Annotated in this window: 13 protein-coding genes; 10 read left to right on the top strand and 3 right to left on the bottom strand. The window is 70.8% G+C overall.

Annotated features, from left to right (window positions below; all coding sequences use genetic code 11):
- Positions 1–873 precede the first annotated feature (873 nt).
- From HH310_RS10490 to HH310_RS10500, 3 genes are all read left to right on the top strand, one after another.
- Positions 874–1,884 (top strand): LacI family DNA-binding transcriptional regulator, encoded by a 1,011-nt coding sequence (locus tag HH310_RS10490; RefSeq protein ID WP_169175257.1) that lies wholly within the window; start codon positions 874–876, stop codon positions 1,882–1,884.
- 1,722 nt (positions 1,885–3,606) lie between these two features.
- Positions 3,607–5,061, top strand: coding sequence for a polysaccharide lyase family 1 protein (locus HH310_RS10495; RefSeq protein ID WP_248293871.1), 1,455 nt, complete (start codon positions 3,607–3,609; stop codon positions 5,059–5,061).
- Positions 5,062–5,110: 49 nt separating this feature from the next.
- Positions 5,111–5,731: an NADPH-dependent F420 reductase gene (locus HH310_RS10500; RefSeq protein ID WP_169175258.1), complete on the top strand. Its 621-nt coding sequence runs from the start codon at positions 5,111–5,113 to the stop codon at positions 5,729–5,731.
- Between the two features lie 9 nt (positions 5,732–5,740).
- Here HH310_RS10500 and HH310_RS10505 read toward each other — a convergent pair whose 3' ends face one another.
- Together HH310_RS10505 and HH310_RS10510 are read right to left on the bottom strand one after the other, a co-directional pair.
- A complete protein-coding gene (locus HH310_RS10505; RefSeq protein ID WP_169175259.1) occupies positions 5,741–6,457 on the bottom strand; it encodes a zf-HC2 domain-containing protein in 717 nt (238 codons plus the stop codon).
- Positions 6,454–6,954: a sigma-70 family RNA polymerase sigma factor gene (locus HH310_RS10510; RefSeq protein ID WP_396027504.1), complete on the bottom strand. Its 501-nt coding sequence runs from the start codon at positions 6,952–6,954 to the stop codon at positions 6,454–6,456. The genes HH310_RS10505 and HH310_RS10510 overlap by 4 nt, the downstream gene beginning before the upstream one ends.
- Positions 6,955–7,178: 224 nt before the next feature.
- Here HH310_RS10510 and HH310_RS10515 point away from each other — a divergent pair, with 224 nt between their 5' ends.
- The 7 genes from HH310_RS10515 (at position 7,179) to HH310_RS10545 (ending at position 15,359) form a co-directional block, all read left to right on the top strand.
- Positions 7,179–7,913: a hypothetical protein gene (locus HH310_RS10515; protein WP_169175261.1), complete on the top strand. Its 735-nt coding sequence runs from the start codon at positions 7,179–7,181 to the stop codon at positions 7,911–7,913.
- 112 nt (positions 7,914–8,025) lie between these two features.
- The gene (locus HH310_RS10520; protein ID WP_169175262.1) at positions 8,026–9,276 is read left to right on the top strand and encodes a GH1 family beta-glucosidase; all 1,251 of its coding nucleotides are present in this window, start codon (positions 8,026–8,028) and stop codon (positions 9,274–9,276) included.
- 43 nt (positions 9,277–9,319) lie between these two features.
- Positions 9,320–10,462, top strand: a complete 1,143-nt coding sequence (locus HH310_RS10525; protein WP_312033951.1) for an MFS transporter — start codon at positions 9,320–9,322, stop codon at positions 10,460–10,462.
- Positions 10,463–10,534: 72 nt separating this feature from the next.
- Positions 10,535–12,013, top strand: coding sequence for a thiamine pyrophosphate-binding protein (locus HH310_RS10530; RefSeq protein WP_169175263.1), 1,479 nt, complete (start codon positions 10,535–10,537; stop codon positions 12,011–12,013).
- Positions 12,014–12,180: 167 nt separating this feature from the next.
- Positions 12,181–12,810, top strand: coding sequence for a sigma factor-like helix-turn-helix DNA-binding protein (locus tag HH310_RS10535; RefSeq protein ID WP_169175264.1), 630 nt, complete (start codon positions 12,181–12,183; stop codon positions 12,808–12,810).
- A gap of 36 nt (positions 12,811–12,846) precedes the next feature.
- The gene (locus tag HH310_RS10540; RefSeq protein WP_169175265.1) at positions 12,847–12,951 is read left to right on the top strand and encodes a VOC family protein; all 105 of its coding nucleotides are present in this window, start codon (positions 12,847–12,849) and stop codon (positions 12,949–12,951) included.
- A gap of 1,487 nt (positions 12,952–14,438) precedes the next feature.
- Positions 14,439–15,359 (top strand): isocitrate lyase/phosphoenolpyruvate mutase family protein, encoded by a 921-nt coding sequence (locus HH310_RS10545; RefSeq protein WP_169175266.1) that lies wholly within the window; start codon positions 14,439–14,441, stop codon positions 15,357–15,359.
- Here HH310_RS10545 and HH310_RS10550 read toward each other — a convergent pair.
- Positions 15,356–17,410, bottom strand: coding sequence for an MMPL family transporter (locus tag HH310_RS10550; RefSeq protein ID WP_169175267.1), 2,055 nt, complete (start codon positions 17,408–17,410; stop codon positions 15,356–15,358). The two genes, HH310_RS10545 and HH310_RS10550, sit on opposite strands and share 4 nt — an antisense overlap.
- Positions 17,411–17,434 lie beyond the last annotated feature (24 nt).

Genomic DNA, 17,434 nt, shown 5'->3' on the forward strand with positions numbered 1-17,434 from the left:
CCCAACGCCGACCAACCGCAGCCGCCTGGTCCATGCGCCTGCGCGACAAACGGCCGGTTACGGGTCAGCCGGTTACGCGTCAGCCGGATACGCGCCGTCCTCGCAGGGGCCGAGCCAGCCGTCCGGCCGCGACCCGCGCCCGGCCACCACTGCGCCCCATCCTCGGCTCAGCGCGCCGATCGGCCGCAACCTCGCCCGGCTGCCACTTCGCCCTCGCCCCGACCCAGCCCGCCGACCGGCCGCAACCTCGCCCGGCTGCCACTTCGCCCTCGCCCCGGCTCAGCGCGCCGATCGGCCGCAACCTCGCCCGGCTGCCACTTCGCCCTCGCCCCGGCCCAGCCCGCCGACCGGCCGCAACCTCGCCCGGCTGCCACTCCGCCCTCGCCCCGACCCAGCCCGCCGACCGGCCGCGACCCCGACCGGCCGCCACTCCACCCTCGCCCCGACCAGACACTTCGGCCGCGACCCGCGCCCGACAACCACTCCGCCCTCGCCCCGACCCAGCCCGCCGACCGGCCGCGACCCCGACCGGCCGCCACTCCACCCTCGCCCAGGCCGAGAACACTGATCGGCCGCAACCCCCGCCAGGCAACCACGCCGCCCTCGCCCCGACCAGACACTTCGGCCGCGACCCGCGCCCGACAACCACTCCGCCTTCGCCTCGGCCGAGAGTGCCGTTCGGACGCAACTCCCCCGCCCGCCACTCTTTCGCCCATGCCTCGGCCGAGAACGCCGATCGGTTGCAACCCCGTTCGGCTACCATTCCGTCCTCGCCCCGCCGAGCCCGGCGATCGGCGGTAACCCCCGCCCGGGGCCATTTTTCACCGCCGCGCCCGCCACCCAAACGGGGACCGAAGACGTAGTCTGCCCTGCATGGCCACCTTGGCGGACGTCGCGCGGCACGCCGGGGTGTCGACCGCGACCGCGTCCCGGATCATCAACGGCAGCGCGAAACCGGTGGCCGACGCCCTGCGCCAGCGCGTTCTGGCCGCGGTCGACGAGCTCAAGTACGTGCCCAACGCCCACGCCCAGATGCTGGCCCGCTCGAATCGCAACGCGGTCGGCGTGATCGTGCACGACGTCTCCGACCCGTACTTCGCCGAGATCACCCGCGGCCTGCAACGGGTCGCGACCGCGGACGGGCGTCTCGTCATCATCTGCAACAGCTACCGGGAGCCCGATCGCGAACTGGCGTACATCGATCTGCTGCACGCCCACCAGGTCGCCGCGATCGTGATCGCCGGTTCCGGATATCTTGACGCGGACACGGCTTCGCGGATGGACGATCGGTTGCGCGCGTTCGAGTCGACCGGCGGCCGGATCGCGGTGATCGGCCGGCACGAGCATCCCGGCGACGCCGTGCTGCCGGACAACGAGCAGGGCGGCTATCTGGCGGGGGCGCATCTGTTCGAGCTCGGGCACACCGAGGTCGCGGTGATCGCCGGCCCGCCGCACCTGACCACCACGGCCGACCGTCTGGCCGGGTTGCGCCGGGCGGCCCGCAAGTTCGGCCGGAAAATCCCGAAGACCCGCATCGTGCACGCCGACTTCACCCGCGACGGCGGCGCCGAGGCCGCGGCCTCCCTGCTCGCCGACGATCCGTCGCTGACCGCGATCGCCGCCCTGAACGACTCGATGGCCGTCGGAACGCTCGCGACGCTGCGCGTGCTGGGCCGTCGCCTGAGTGTGATCGGCTTCGACGACATGCCGATCGCCCGCGACGTCACGCCGGCCCTGACCTCGGTGCGCCTGCCGCTGACCGAGCTGGGCGAGCGGGCGATGTCGCTGGCACTCGGCACTCCCAGCGACGGCCCTCGGGTCGAGAAGGTGGCCGCCGAGCTGGTGCGCCGCGAGAGCACCTGGCCTCCAACCCCGGGCGCCTAACGGATAAACCCTCGTTTGCCGGTCGAGGAGGCCGTGCCGCCGCTCGGCGCGAGCCGCAACGCGATCCGTGCGCCCGCCGGGTCGCCGACCTGCAGCAGCCCTGTCGTGATGCGGTTGCGCTTCTGCCGACCCGCTGGGCAACCTGGGACGGCTGCGGCCGCCCGCCACGGGCAACCTGGGACGGCTGCGGCGTGCCGCGACGGGCGACATGGGCGACACCGCGGCCTGCCGCGATGGAGAACGTGAGACCGCTGCGGCCAGCCACGATGGAAACCTGAGACAGCCGCGACCAGCCACGATGGAAAACCGGGACAGCAGCGGCCAGCCCCGATAGGCAACATAAGACCGCCCCGGCCAGCCACGATGGAAACCTGGGACAGCAGCGGCCAGCCCCGATAGGCAACGTGAGACCGCCGCGGCTACGGGGACCCGTCATGGTCGCGCGGCAATCTCGTGCGGCAGTGCGCGGTCCTGCTTTGTGGGACATCGCAACCACATCGTGTAACTGTTCAGCTGGTTCCGTCGCCGGGAGTCCCCGTGCGAGGCGACGCCGCCAGGCCCGGCCAGGTCCCAGCTCCCCACAATGGGCGCCCCACCCTGGTGTGGGCAGTAGCGACGCCGGGGAGGCTGTGGCTCCCCACACCGCGGCCACCCCCACCCACGTGTGGGGAATCGCGACGCCGGGAAGGCCCTGGCTCCCCACACCGCGGCCACCCCCGCCCACGTGTGGGCAGTCACGACGCCGGGGAGGCTGCGGTTCCCCACACCATGGCGACCCACAGCGGGTGTGGGGAACCGTCACGGCCGGGACGTCCCCGCTCCCCACAGCGACGGCCCTCAGGTCCGCCACGGAAGGCCACCGCATCGGAGGGTGAGCGGCGCGAGAACCAGCTGAACAGTTCCACATCGTGGACTTTTGCGAACCTTGGAGAGTTGCGCCCACATACGAGCCACAACTCTCCAAGGTTCACTTCTGGCTGGCAAATCCGCCCACGCAAAAGGCGCATTACCGGGCAAAAGTGACTCCACGATGGACGGTTGTCTCACATCGCGGATGCCGGGTCCAGGATGTGGTCGCCGGTCTCAGTATGCGGCCGCGAATCCCACGAAATGGAAGCGCCGCGGGTCAGTGTGCTGAAAGGGCAGATCATGCGTCGGCTGGGCTGAGCCCGGCGGTGCAGTTGCCCGACCGGTCGACCCTGAAGCTCGTCGACCACCGCGACAATCCGGGGCCACACGCCCTCCGAGCTCTCGGTCACCGGAAAAGTCGGATATGCGCGGCTGGGCGGGGTAGATCGAACGATGCGCGATCGGAGCAGTGATCGCCTATGGCCGCCGAGTCGGATTAGGACTTGCTCGTCTCGTAAAAAGTCGCGTAAAAAGTCAGTCGCGTAAAGGTCAGTCACATGGCGCGGACTGCATCGGCCCGCCCCGGCCGGCACGGCCCGCGCTCGTGCCGAGATCGGCCGGCTACCCAAGGCGGGCTGGCAGGCTGGCGGGCTGGGGGCCGGGCTGGCGGGCGGGCCGGGCTGGCAGGCGGGCGGCGGGCCGGGCTGGCAGGCGGGCGGGCGGGCCGGCTGGCCGGCTGGCTGGCTGGCTGGCTGGCTGGCCGGCTGCAAATAACCTGCGTTGCCCCAGACATTGACTGACATCCACGTCCGTGTGACGGTTGCCAGGCAAGCGCTTTCCTCCAGCATGAAGGCGTTCCCCGAAGGAGGCGCCATGCCTGCAGCGACAACCATCGCCCTCGCAGCCGCGATGCTGAGCCTTCCGGTCGGCGTCACACCGTCCGCGCCGAGCCCCGCCGGTGTTGCACGAGCTGCCGCAAGCTTCGCCAGCCTTCCGGGCGCCGCCACAAACTCCGCAGACATCTCGCGGGCCGCCACAAACTCCGCAGACATCTCGTGGGCAGCCACAAACTCGGCCGGCGGCGCCCAATCGGGCCCGAACGCGGCCGCGCCTCTTCTAGCCCGCCAGACCCTGCCTACCAACGACGGCTGGGCCGCCTCCGGCTCCGGCACCACCGGTGGCTCCGCCGCCGACGCCGCCCACGTCTTCGTCGTCCACACCAGGTCCGAACTCATCAGTGCCCTGGGCGGCGACCCCGCCACCAACGGCCAGAACGCCACCCCGAAGATCGTCCTCGTCAGCGGCCGCATCGACCTGGCCGAGGGCAAGTCGTGCCAGGACTTCACCGATCCGGGCTACTCGCTCGACGCATTCCGCACGGCGTACGACCCGGGAATTTGGGGTCGAGCCTCCAAACCCACCGGCCCGATCGAAGACGCGCGCGTCCGGTCCGCCAAGCTCCAAGGCGAGCAGATCAAAATCAATGTCGGCAGCAACACCACGATCGTCGGCGTCAACGGGGGCCGCCTCGATCACGGCAGCCTCGTGCTCACCAACGTCAGCAACGTGATCGTGCGCAACCTGGAGGTCACCGACGCCGCCGACTGCTTCCCCGCCTGGGATCCGACCGACGGCGAGACCGGCAACTGGAACTCGCTCTACGACCTGGTTTCGCTCAGCGGCGCCAGCAACGTCTGGATCAACCACAACACCTTCAGCGACGGCACCAACCACGACGCGGACCAGCCCTTGTACTTCGGCCGCCCGTACCAGGTCCACGACGGCGCCACCGACTTCATCCGGGGCTCCGACCTGATCACCGTCTCGTACAACGACTACTACGACCACGACAAGACCATGCTGATCGGCTCGACCGACACCCCCGGCGCCGACGTGGGCAAGCTGCGCGTCACCGTGCACCACAACCGTTTCGGCAACGTCGTCCAGCGCGCGCCGCGAGTCCGGTTCGGCCAGGTCGACGTGTACAACAACCTCTACATCGCCACCGACGTACGCACGTACCAGTACTCCCTCGGGGTCGGCGTGGAGTCCAGCATCTACGCCGAGAACAACTACTTCCGGTTGAGCGCCGGCGTCCCCACCGGCACCGTCATCCACTACTGGAAGGGCACCCGGATCACCGCGCTCGGCTCGCTGGTCCAGGTCGGCAGCCGCCTGCCGCGCAGGACCGATCTGGTCGCCGCGTACAACACGGCCTTCGATCCCGATCTCACGCCGGACGCGGGTTGGCAACCTTCCCTGCGTACGCGTGTGGACCCCACCCTGGCCGTCCCGGTGGTCGTGGCGGCCACCGCCGGGGCGCACTGAAATCGCTGTTCGGCACCCCGCGCCCGACGTGAGCGGGCACGCTGAGAGCATGCAGATCGGCGTCGTCGGAGCCGGCCGCCTGGGCGGGACACTGGCCGAATGGTGCGCGGAGAGCGGCCACGACGTGGCGGTGACGTCCCGGCATCCCGAGCGCCTGACCCCGGTGGTCGACCACATGGGCGGCCACGGCATCGCGATGCACGTCCCGGACGCGGTGACTTTCGCCGACGTCGTCCTGTTCGCCCCGCCCTGGGAGTCGGCCCGGGAGGCGCTGGACATGGCCGGGGGCGCGCTGACCGGCAAGATCGTCATCGACGCGACCAACCCGCCGACGCCCCCGGCCGGCGGCCGGATGAGTGGCCTGGAGACGCTGATCGAGTGGGCGCCCGAGGCCCATTGGGCGAAGGCCTTCAACACCCTCCCGGCCGACGTCCTGACCCGGCGCCGGGGCCACGATCCGCTGCTGGCCGAGTTCGTCTGCACCGAGCACCGGGACGCCCGCCGCGCCGCGACCACGATCATCCGGGATCTGGGATTCGCCCCGTTCTACGCGGGCGGCCCGGAGACGGCCCGGCTGACCGAGCCGGGCGGCCCGCTCCAGCTCACCGAGGTCGACGTCTTCCACGCGAAGGACACGCTGGCCGACGCGATGGCCGGCTATTCCGCGTAGACAGGCATGTCAGACCGGGACGTTGATGAACTCCTTGCCGCCGGTGTTCACCACCCGGACCGACGCCACCTGGGCCGGGTCGATCAGCGCGCTGCCGTTCAGCGGCGTGCCGTTCGCCTCGCCCGCGGGGGACACCAGCCAGCTGCCGGCCAGGACCGCGGCGCCGTCCTTGCCGACGACCTCCAGCTTGCAGCGCTCGCCCGCCGGGATGCCGCCGACCGTGGCGCTGACCCGCACCCAGCCGGTCGCCGGGACCACCGACACCGTCATGCGGGCGCCGGTCGTGGCGGACACCCCGCTCGCCGAACGCTCGGCGGCCGGGACGGACGCGGCCGGTGGCGCGGCCTGCGGGGTGGACGAGGGTGCGGTCGTCCGGCCGACCAGGGCGCCGCCCACCACGGCCACCGCGACCACGGCGGCGGCGATCGAGGTCACCAGCGCCAACCGGCGGTGGCGGCGGCCGGCCGACTCCTGGCGGACCTGGCGCAGTGTGCGCTGCAGCAGCAGGTCGGCGTCGTCGGGCGGGCCGTCCAGCAGCATCGCCTCGGGGACGTCGTCGAGCGCGGCGGACCACTCGCGCAGGGACTCGATCTCCTCGCGGCACGCCGTGCACGTCGTGAGGTGCTCGTCGGCGCGCTGCTTCTCCTCGGGAGTGAGCATGTCCATCACGTAGCCGGCCATGTCGACGTGGTCGTTGGTCGGGTTCGCGCTGTCCGGCGTACTCATGATGCCAACCGTTCCGTGCCGGCCTCGCGCAAGGCCCGCAACGCGTAGAAGGAGCGTGATTTCACCGTGCCCGGCGGGATGCCGAGCGCCTCGGCGGCCTCGGCCACCGTGTTGCCTCGGAGGTAGACCTGTTCGAGCACTTCCCGGTGCTCGGCCGATAATCGGCTCAACGCGTCGACCACCACCATCGACGTCACCACACGGTCGGCGTGGTCGCCCTCGACGGCGGCGTCCGGCGGGCTTTCGGCGACCTCGGGAGGGCGCCGGCCACGCGCTCGGATCTGGTCGAGCACGATGTTGCGGACGACGGTGAGCAGCCACCCGCGTACCGAGCCCTTGCCGTTGTTGAGGCTGTCCGGGTGGCGCCAGGCGCGCAGCAGCGCCTCCTGCACCACGTCCTCGGCGGCGGCGCGGTCGCGGGTCAGCTGCGTGGCGTACGCGAGCATGGCCCGTCCGTGTTCCTGCCACAGCGATCTGACGAGCGCTTCATCGGCCACCTCCCGATGTGATCGTGTCCTGGTCGACGGCATCGTCTCTCCCGATCTGGCGAATCGACATCGACGAAACTACTGTGCCGTAGCTACTCCCAGTACGTACTCCGTAGCCCAACCGGATCAAAAATCTTGGGAATTGGCACATTCGGCTGAACCGCCGGCGGACATCAAGGCGTGTGGATGGCATTGCCAAGAAGCCAAAAGCCAAGGGACCAGGGAGTGCGACCATGCGGAAACGGATCTTCGTCGCGTTAGCGCTGGCCGGTGTCGTGAGCGTGGCGGGCTGCGACTTCCGGCTCGAGAAGAGCTCGGACAACAATCCGCCCGAAGCGGCGGAGGAGGCACCGGCGGCGGTGTCCTCGGCGGCGCCGCTCTCCCCCGATGGTCCGGCGGAACCTGGCGGTCTGGCGGGCGCAGCGGGCGGCGACGAGCAGGGCAGCCCCACCCCATCGGCAACCAACACTGAGGACAAAGCGGGCAAACCCACGGTCGTGAAGACCCAGAAGTGGGTGAAGATCTTCAGCGGCCCCTCCGACCAGGACATCACCCCGCCGAAGTCGCGGACCAGCGGCAGCAACACCGTCGAGCTGAACGCCACCGAGAACGAGCAGATCGGCACGTACGTCACGGACGGCGCCGGCCGCACCCTCTACCGCTTCGACAAGGACACCAACAAGCCGCCGAAGTCGAACTGCAACGGCGACTGCCAGAAGGCGTGGCCGCCGCTGCTGATCAAGTCGCCCGGCAAGATCTTCCCGAAGGGCGTCGACCCCAAGATCCTCGGGTACGTCGAGCGCGCCGACGGCCACTGCCAGGTCACGATCAACGGCTGGCCGGTCTACTACTTCATCGCCGACGCGAAGCCCGGCGACCTCAACGGCCAGGGCGTCAACGGCACGTGGTTCGCGGTCGCCCCGGACGGCGGCAAGACCAAGCCCATCCCGGGCGTCGGCGGCAACTGAGCAAACCAAACATCGGGGGTACGCCCGGCGGCAGCGCACGCTTCCGCCGGGCGTGTCATGTCCGACCAACGGACCATTCCGCCAAGGTGACCGCGGCAATACTCTGTGCTGCATGCTGCCGCCGTTCCCTGAGGGATTCGTGGTCGGGGTGTCCACGTCGGCCTATCAAATCGAGGGCGCGACCACGGACGACGGCCGCGAACCGTCTATTTGGGACACTTTTGCGCACACCCGCGGCAACACCCGGAACGGGGACACCGGCGACATCGCGTGCGACCACTACCACCGCTGGCCCGAGGATCTCGATCTGCTGGTGGAGCTCGGCGTCGACGCGTACCGCTTCTCAATCGCCTGGCCCCGCCAGAGCAACCTCGACTTCTACGATCGCCTCGTGGACGGCCTGCTGGCGCGCGGCATCACGCCGCTGCCCACCCTCTACCACTGGGATCTGCCGCAGGCCCTGGAGGACCGCGGCGGCTGGCTGAACCGAGAGACGAGCGAGCGTTTCGCGCAGTACGCCGCGAACGTCGGCCGTCGCCTGGGCGACCGGGTGCACCGCTGGATCACGCTGAACGAACCGGTCGTGCACATGGCCGAGGGGTACGCGTTCGGCACGCACGCACCGGGCCGCACGCTCATGCTCGACGCCCTCCCGGTCGCGCACCATCTGCTGCTCGCCCACGGACTGGCCGCGCAGACCCTGCCGGGCGAGGTGATGCTCACCAACAACTGCACCCCGGTGATGCCGGCGAGCGACGACGAGGCCGACCACGCGGCCGCCGCGATCTACGACGGATTCCACAATCGGCTGTTCAACGACCCGGTGATGCTGGGCACCTATCCGATGGACGTGCCAGGAGTCCGCGACGGCGACATGGACATCATCCGTACGCCGATGCACGCGCTCGGCATCAACTACTACAACCCGACCCGGATCGCGGCCGCCGACGGACCGTTGCCCTTCCGGATGGTGCCCATCGAGGGCGCCGAAACCACCGCGTTCGGCTGGCCGGTGGTCCCGGAGGGCTTGTACGACCTGCTCACCGGCCTGAAGCGGACGTACGCCGAGGCGCTGCCCCCGATCTACATCACCGAGAACGGCTGCTCCAGTGACGAGGGTACGGCGGACAAGTCCCGGATCGACTACCTGGACGCCCACCTGCGCGCGGCGCACCGGGCGCTGACCGACGGCGTGGACCTGCGCGGCTTCTTCGTCTGGTCGCTGCTCGACAACTTCGAGTGGTCGGACGGCTACCGGCAGCGGTTCGGCCTGGTCGGCGTCGATTTCGCGACGCAGGTCCGCACCCGCAACGACAGTTTCCGCTGGTTACGCGACGAACTGACCCGGCGGCGTGACCACTGAAGCCAGACCCCGCGTCGGCGGGGCTTGGATCTCCCTGCTGTCGGTGGCGAACCTCGGTCTCTGGATGGGGTATTTCGGCCCGCTTCAGGTGCTCTTGCCCGAACAGGTGTCCTGGTTCGCGGCCGACGGCGAGGAGACGCTGGCGCTGGCGATCGTCACCGGCTTCGGCGCGCTGGTCGCCGCGGTGACCGGCCCGATCGCGGGCGCTCTGTCCGACGTGACGACCTCGCGCACCGGCCGGCGGCACCCCTGGATCATGGCGGGCGCGCTGGTCGGCGGCGTCGGTCTGGTGCTGCTGGCCAGCCAGGCCTCGGTTCTCGGGCTGACCGTGGCGTGGTGCATCACGCAGGCCGGCCTGAACGCGATGCAGGCCGGGCTGACCGCCGTGGTCCCGGACCGCACGCCGGTGCTGCAGCGGGGCATCGTCTCGGGTTGGGTCGGCCTCACCCAGTCCGTCGGTGTGGTGGCCGGCGTCCTGGTGGTGACCCTGGCGGCCGACGAGGCCCAGGGCTACCTGCTGATCGCGGTGCTGGTGCTGGCCACCGCGGCGCCGTTCGTGCTGTTCACCACCGACCCGCCGCTGATCGTCGCCGCGCCGCCGCGATTCCGGCTGCGGTTCAGTCGCGACCACGACTTCCGCTGGGCGTTCGCGACCCGGTTCCTGGTGCAGCTCGGCAACGCGATGGCGACCCTGTACCTGCTGTTCTTCCTGCGGGACCGGATCGGCTACGGCGACCCGGAGAACGGGCTGGCGATCGTCGTCGTGGTCTACACGGTGGCCACCGTCGCGACCGTCGTCGTGGGCGGCTGGATCTCCGACCGGTCCGGGCGCCGCAAGCCGTCGGTGATCCTCTCCGGCTACGTCATGGCGGCCGGCGCCCTGATCCTCGCGTTCTGGCCGGCCTGGCCGGGCGCGCTGACCGCGGCGGTGGTGCTGGGCCTGGGCTTCGGCGTCTACCTGTCGGTGGACCAGGCGCTGATCACCCAGGTGCTGCCGTCGGCCGACGACCGGGCGCGTGATCTCGGCGTCATCAACATCGCGAACTCGGCGCCCCAGGTGCTCGGCCCGGCGCTCGCCTTCCCGCTGGTCAACTGGCTCGGCGGTTACCCCTCGCTGTACGTCGCGGTGGCTGCGGTCACCATCCTGGGATCGGTGCTGGTGACGAGGATCAAAGCGGTGAGGTGAGTAGCGTCTCTGGCCTGAACAACCTCCTCCGTACACCGTCGATAGTGACGTTGTGAAAGGAGGCCGGCCGAGATGTTGGTGCCCGCTGCGCTGGCGCGTGCCCTGGCGCGCCATGGCGTGCGCACCGTCTTCGGGGTGACCGGCGACGCGAACCTGCTCCTGGTGGACAGTTTCGTCGCGAACGGCGGTGACTACGTCGCGGCCGCGAGCGAACCGGGCGCCACGCACATGGGCTTCGGCTACGCCTCCTTGACCGGACGGCCCGGCGTGGTGACGGTCACCCCCGGTCCCGGCCTCACGAAGACGCTCACCGGCCTGATCGAGGGCGTGCGCGGCCGGGTGCCGATGCTGCTGATCGCCGCGGACACGGACACGACGAACCGGTCCGACGTACGCGACATCGCACAGCGTGACGTGGTCCTTCCCACCGGCGCCGGTTTCGAGCAGGCCCGTACGCCCGAGACCACGCTCGCCGACCTCGCCACGGCGATGCGCCGCGCGATCACCGAGCACCGTCCGGTGGTGTTCAACGTGCCGGCCGACTACGCACGGCGCGACATCGACTACTGGGACGTGCCGCTGCACCTGCCGGAGGCGCAACGGATCGTGCCGGATCCGGCCGCGGTGCGGCACGCCGTGCGGGAGATCGCGGCGGCGCAACGACCCGTGGTGCTGGCCGGTCGCGGCGCGATCGAGGCCCGGTCGCCGGTGCTGCGGCTGGCCGAGCGGATCGGCGCGCCGCTGGCGACCACGCTCAAGGCCAAGGACCTGTTCCGGCGCGAGCCGTTCGACATGGAGGTGGCGGGCGACCTGGCCGGGCCGGTGACCCGCGAGATCCTGGACTCGGCGGATCTGCTCATCAGTTTCGGGGCGGCGCTGGACGCGTCCACGACCCGGCACGGCACGCTGCTGAGCGGCAAGCGTCTCGTGGTGGTCGACGTGGAGCACCGGGTCGTGCCGGAGGCGCACGTGACCGTGCGGGGCGACGCGTCCGAGACCGCGCAGGCCCTGCTGGACGCGGTCGACGTGCGCGAGCTGCCGCCGAGCGGGTTCCGCACCGAGGCGATGGCCGAGCGGCTGGCCGAGCAGAAAGCAGGGCCCGCCACCCTGTTGCGCCGCCTGGACGAGGTGCTGCCCGAGCGCCGCGCCGTGGTCGTCGACTATGGACGGTCCATGATGGACGCTTTCCGCTACCTGCATCCGGGTGACCCACGGGCGTACGTGCTGCCGGTGAATTTCGGCTCGGGCGGCATGGGCATGGGCGCGGCGGTCGGCGCCGCGGCCGGACGGCAGGCCGAACCGGTGGTGCTGGCCTGCGGCGACGAGGAGTTCCTGCGCGGCGGCCAGGCCGAGTTCGCCACCGCGGCACGGCTCGGCCTGGACATCATCGTGATGGTGTACGACCACAGCCCGGTCCTGTCGATGGCCCGGATCGCCGAGGCGCTCGGCGGCGAGGGACTGACCGTGGCCGGGATCGACGACATGGACCACGCGGCGAAGGCGATCGCGGACCGGACCGGGCCGCTGCTGATCGACCTGCCCGCCTGGTGAGAGACGTGCGGGCGTCCGGGGAGTCGGCCCCGGGCGCCCGCACCCTGTTTGTCAGTGGGCGTACGCCGCGACCTCCCGGGCACACTCGTTTGCCACTGCTTACGCACTGACAGTTCCTAGCGTCGAACGCGTCCGCGGCCAGCCCGGCCGCGATCCAGGAGCGAGCGATGCCGGCAACCGACACCACCGATGGCCTCACCGACTTCCTGGCCGTACGCGATCGGCTCTTGCGTATCGCCGCCCACATCGTCGGCGGCGCGTCCGAGGCCGAGGACGTCGTCCAGGACGCGTGGCTGCGCTGGAACCGCACCGACCGCAGCGTCGTGCGGGACGCGCCCGCCTTTCTCAGCCTCACGACGGCCCGGTTGTCGGTCGGCGTGGTCCAGTCCGCCCGGGTGCGCCATCGCGACGCGGCCGAGCTGCCGACCGACCGGCCGGAGCCGGACGCCGACCCGGCCATCGCGGTCGAACGCGGCGACGGGCTGCGCCACGCCGTGGTGCGGCTGGTCCAGCGGCTCAGCCCCCGGGAGCGGGCCGCCTACGTGCTACGCGAGGCGTTCGGCTACTCCCACCGCGAGATCGGTGACCTGCTCGGGCTCACCGAGTCGAACGCGCGCCAGCTGGTCCGGCGGGCCCGCGTCCGGGTGGATGCGGACGCGATCCGGCCCGCGTCATCGGCGGCCGAGGGGCGCCTGCTCGGGGCTTTCCTGCAGCTCGCCAGCACCGGGAACCCCCGCGCCCTGGCCGAGGTGGCGCAGGACACAGATCAAGCCGACGGGTGCACCAGCGGCTGGTAGCGTGGCGGCAAACCACCGCGACTACCCTGCGAAGTCATGACCACGATCTCCGTCATGCTCGCGGTGCCGGACGCCGCGTCGGCATCCGCCTGGTACCGGAGAGCCCTCGGCGCCACCGAGCTGTGGACCCTAGACGAGTAAGTGCCAAGCCGAGTCAGTGGCCGTAGGCGAATCAGCGATCTGATCGCCGTCCGTCCGCCAGCCCCCGCTACCCCTCTCGCACATATCCGACATTTCCTGAAATTTACTGGATCGGCCGGGCCGCTGGACAGGCGGGCTCGGCGCGCGGCCGCGCCGCGCTTCCATTCCGTGAGACGTGGTGACCGCCTGCTGAGACCCGCGCCCGCATCATGGACCCACCGCCCGCGATGTGGGACCAACGTCCATTGTAGAGAATAGCTTTGTCACGTAACGAGGCTTTCGCCCGGCGGCTTTCTCCGGCCGAATGTGAACCTTGGAGAGTTATGGCTCGTATGGGCCTGCGAAAAAATAACTCGTAGTTTCGCGTTTTGTACCGATTTATCCCATGGCGGCTGGCTGACCAGCGGCTTTGTCGGAAGTTATCTGTCCAGTGAAGACGTCCAGGCTTGGCGAACGCGCAGGTAACGAAGCTGCCTTAGCAGATCGAATGGCCGAAATCAGCAACACGCCGAGTTAATTCCGTACGCGCACTATGTGGGCCCAACTCTCCAAGGTTCACAAAAATCCACGATGTGACCGCGGTGTCCACATAGCGGAACTGTTCAGCTGGTTCTCGCCGCTCACCCTGCGATGCGTCGGCCTTCCGTGGCGGACCTGCTAGGCCGGTCGCTGTGGGGAGCTGGGAGGTTCCGGCCGTGACAGGTGCCCACACCCGCTGTGGGTCGCCACGGTGTGGGGAACCACAGCCCCCCAGCCGTCGCGACTCTCCACACGTGGGTGAGGGTGGCCGCGGTGTGGACAACCGCAACCTCCCCGCCGTCGCGACTCCCCACACGCGGGTGAGGGTGGCCGCGGTGTGGACAACCACAGCCTCCCCGCCGTCGCGACTCTCCACACGTGGGTGAGGGTGGCCGCGGTGTGGACAACCGCAACCTCCCCGCCGTCGCGACTCCCCACACGCGGGTGAGGGTGGCCGCGGTGTGGACAACCGCAACCTCCCCGCCGTCGCGACTCTCCACACGCGGGTGAGCGTGGCCGCGGTGTGGGCAACCACAGCCTCCCCGGCGTCGCTACTGCCCACACCCGGGTGGGGCGCGCCCACTGTGGGGAGCTGGGACCTGCGCGGGCCTGGCGGCGCCGCCTCGCACGGGGACTCCCGGCCGACGGAAGCAGCTGAACAGTTACACATAGCGGGACCGCCCGGCCGAACGGATCACCACAGCACCTCAGCTCCGGCACCACCGCGCAACTGCCACACCGCGACCAGATCACTCACCGCCTACCACCACGGTCAGGACTTACTCGCCTAGGCTCGGTCATCGACCCGGAATTCCACGGAGCGCCGTTCTTCGTCGCGCAGCCCGAGGACAACGGGTGGGAAAGCCCCACGGTGCTAGGGACGGATAGAGGTCTTCGTCGACGATCCCGCACGGGGCAACGGGGCACCACCCGGTCACGGGCTACCGGGGGCGGCATAACATCGCGCCGTGACTGCCGCCACTCTCCGGGACCTGCTCGACGCCGACCATGTCACCCACGTGCCGGGTGTCTTCGATCCGGCGAGCGCCGCCCTCGCGGTGCGTGCCGGGAACCGGGCGGTGCTGCTGTCCGGCGCGGCGGTGGCGGCCACGATGCGCGGGCGGCCCGGTGTCGAGGTCACGCCGCCTACCCAGATCGCCGACCGCGCGGCGACGATCAAGCCGGCGCTGGGCGACGTGCCGTTGCTGGCCGACGCCGATCTCGGCTACGACGACCGGTCGGACGCGGTGTGGACCGCGCTGGCGTACGAGCGGGCCGGGGTCGGCGGCCTGCACCTGGACGACGGCGCGAACCCGGCGCGGGCCACGACCCGGATCGCCGAGCTGGCCGAGCGTGTGCCGTCGGTCGTGGTGATCGCCCGCGCCACCGGGACCGGGCCGGCCGACATGGTCGCGCGCTGCCGGGCGTACGCGGCGGCCGGCGCACACGCGGTGCTGCCGGTGGGCGTCGCCGACCGGGCGCGGTTGACGGAGATCCGTAACGCTCTTCCGGGCGTACGGCTGGCAATCAGTCGGTCGGAAAGCGCGACCGCCTGCCCGGCGCTGAGTGACGCCGAGCTCGCGGCCCTGGGTGTGCGTCTGGTGCTGCATCCGCTGGCGGCGGTGCGGTCCGCGCTGGCCGCGATGGCCGCGGCGTACCGGGAGATTCTCGACGAGGGCGAGGCCCAGCAGGAGCTGTCGTGGGCCGAGTTCGCCGAGCTGACCGGCCAGGAGCCGGTGCCACCCCTTCAGGACATTTCCCGGTACGCCGGTGAGCCGTCCCCGGAGCCGTGGCTGAACCCGCCTCGGCCCCGTCCCGGACGGCCCTCCCCCTCGGGGCCGTCCGGAGTTCAACAGGACGTGGAACGCCTCGACCGTCTCGGCACTTAGACCGGTTCGAGGACCCGGGGTGAAGGTGTCGCCGGCGTGGCTGGAGGCACCCGCAGGACACGGGCCGCCCAGCCCGGCAGCCACCAGTTCCACTTGCCGAACAACGAGACCGTCGCCGGGACCAGCAGGCTCCGGACCACTGTCGCGTCGAGCAGAATGCCGGCGCCCAGGGCGGTCGCGAGCATCTTCACGTCGGTCTCCGGGGCGGTGGCCAGCGAGACGAACGCCAGGAACAGGATCAGCGCCGCGCTCGTGACCAGCCGCCCGGTGCGGCCGATGCCCTCGACGATCGCAGTCCGGGTGTCGCCGCTGCGGTCGTACTCCTCGCGGGTGCGGGCCAGGATGAACACCTCGTAGTCCATGGACAGGCCGAACAGGAACGCGAACGTCATCACCGGCAGCCAGAACGTGACCGCACCGGTCGCCGGGATGCCCCAGATCGCGTCCGAGCCATGGCCGTGCTGCCAGACGATGACCACGACGCCGTACGTGGCGACCATCGACAGCAGGTTGAGCACGATCGCCTTGGCCGCCAGCAGCAGCGAGCGGAACGCGCGGGCCAGCAGCACGAAGGTGATCAGGCTGATGGCGGCCAGCAGATACGGGAACGGTTGGTACAGCGCGTGTTCGGCGTCCACCTCCAGCACCCCCGGGCCACCGATCAAGGCATCGGTCGAGCCCCGTACGCGTTGGATGGTCGCCTTGCCCGCGTCGGTGCTCGCCTCGTCGACGGGCAGCACGATCGTCAGCGGCCCGGTGGTCACGGTGGCGTACGTGCCGTCGACCGGCGGAGGCGTACCGAGGGAAAGCATGGGGGTGAGCACGCCGCTGGGGATGCCGGCGTCGGTCAGCTCGCGCAGGCCCTGCGCCGCGGCCGGAGGGGCGGCCTGGGCGACCGCGGCGCTGCCGGCCTCGCCGAGCCGCATGCCGGTCGCGGTGAAGGTGAGCGCGCCGAGGATCGCGAGCGCGGCGACCACGGCGAGCCAGCGCAGGCGCACCACACCGGACGCCCAGGCCCGCCAGGCCCGGCTCGCCGACCGGTCGCTGCGAATCCGCGGCCACAGCAGACGCTGCCCGAACCGGGCCAGCAGCACCGGGAGCAGGGTCAGGGTCGCCAGCACGCTGATCAGCGGGATGAGCATGCCGCCGATGCCGACGCTGCGCAGGAACGGAACCGGGAGCACGACCAGGGCGAGCAGGCCGATCGCCACGGTGACGCCGCTGAGCAGCACGGCCCGCCCGGCGTGCGCCATCGCGCGGTGGATCGCCTCGTCGCCACGGTGACCGTGGGCCTGTTCCTCGCGCCATCGGGTGGCCAGCAGCAGCGAGTAGTCGATGGCGACGCCGAGCCCGATCAGCGCGACCAGGAACTGCACGATGACGCTGACGTCGGTGATGGCGGTCAGGGCGAGCACGACGAGGAACGTGGTGAGGATCGACACCGCGGCGATCAGCAGCGGCAGCAGGGCGAGCAGGGACGCGAACACGAACGCGAGCACGGCCAGCGCACCGAGGCCGCCGAGCAGCGTTTCGGTCAGCACGCTGGTGCCGGAGCCGGTGTTGCCGCCGGTGTTGAGCGCGCCGATCCCGGTGACGTGCACGGTGCTGCCCGGTGGCAGGGCCGTCTGGATGGCGGCGGTCACGCCGGCGCCTTTGCCGGGTCCGTGCCCGGCCGACGGGACGAAGACCAAAGCGAATTGGGTACGCCCGTCCGAGCCGAGAAATCGGTTGTCCTTCGTGGACGGATAGGAGACGACGCGTACCGAGGGATCGGCTTGTGCGGCCGCGGCGAAGGCGTCGCGGGTGGCGTCCGGTGGCGTACCGGCGGGCAGCGTGACGACCGGCACCAGCGGGTATTCGGTGCCGCCCGCGCCGTATGCCGTGAGGACGGCCCGGTTGGCGCGGTCGGCGTCGGTGCCGGGGAAGGTGAAGTCCTGGTCGAGCGCGCCGGAGAGCCGCCCGGCGGTGGCCGCGCCGGCCAGGAAGACGACGAGCCAGGCCAGCGTCACGGCCAGCTTGTGGCGGAGCACGAAAGCGGAGAGACCGTTCATGCCTGCTGACGATGCCGGTCGGGG

The sequence above is a fragment of the Actinoplanes sp. TBRC 11911 genome (genome assembly GCF_012933445.1).
Taxonomy (GTDB): Bacteria; Actinomycetota; Actinomycetes; order Mycobacteriales; family Micromonosporaceae; genus Actinoplanes.

Coding starts and splice junctions, on each gene's coding strand:
- HH310_RS10515 (WP_169175261.1), top strand. CDS start 7,179: ATGCGGAAACGGATCTTCGTCGCGTTAGCGCTGGCCGGTGTCGTGAGC.
- HH310_RS10505 (WP_169175259.1), bottom strand. CDS start 6,457: ATGAGTACGCCGGACAGCGCGAACCCGACCAACGACCACGTCGACATG.
- HH310_RS10490 (WP_169175257.1), top strand. CDS start 874: ATGGCCACCTTGGCGGACGTCGCGCGGCACGCCGGGGTGTCGACCGCG.
- HH310_RS10520 (WP_169175262.1), top strand. CDS start 8,026: ATGCTGCCGCCGTTCCCTGAGGGATTCGTGGTCGGGGTGTCCACGTCG.
- HH310_RS10550 (WP_169175267.1), bottom strand. CDS start 17,410: ATGAACGGTCTCTCCGCTTTCGTGCTCCGCCACAAGCTGGCCGTGACG.
- HH310_RS10530 (WP_169175263.1), top strand. CDS start 10,535: ATGTTGGTGCCCGCTGCGCTGGCGCGTGCCCTGGCGCGCCATGGCGTG.
- HH310_RS10535 (WP_169175264.1), top strand. CDS start 12,181: ATGCCGGCAACCGACACCACCGATGGCCTCACCGACTTCCTGGCCGTA.
- HH310_RS10540 (WP_169175265.1), top strand. CDS start 12,847: ATGACCACGATCTCCGTCATGCTCGCGGTGCCGGACGCCGCGTCGGCA.
- HH310_RS10500 (WP_169175258.1), top strand. CDS start 5,111: ATGCAGATCGGCGTCGTCGGAGCCGGCCGCCTGGGCGGGACACTGGCC.
- HH310_RS10495 (WP_248293871.1), top strand. CDS start 3,607: ATGCCTGCAGCGACAACCATCGCCCTCGCAGCCGCGATGCTGAGCCTT.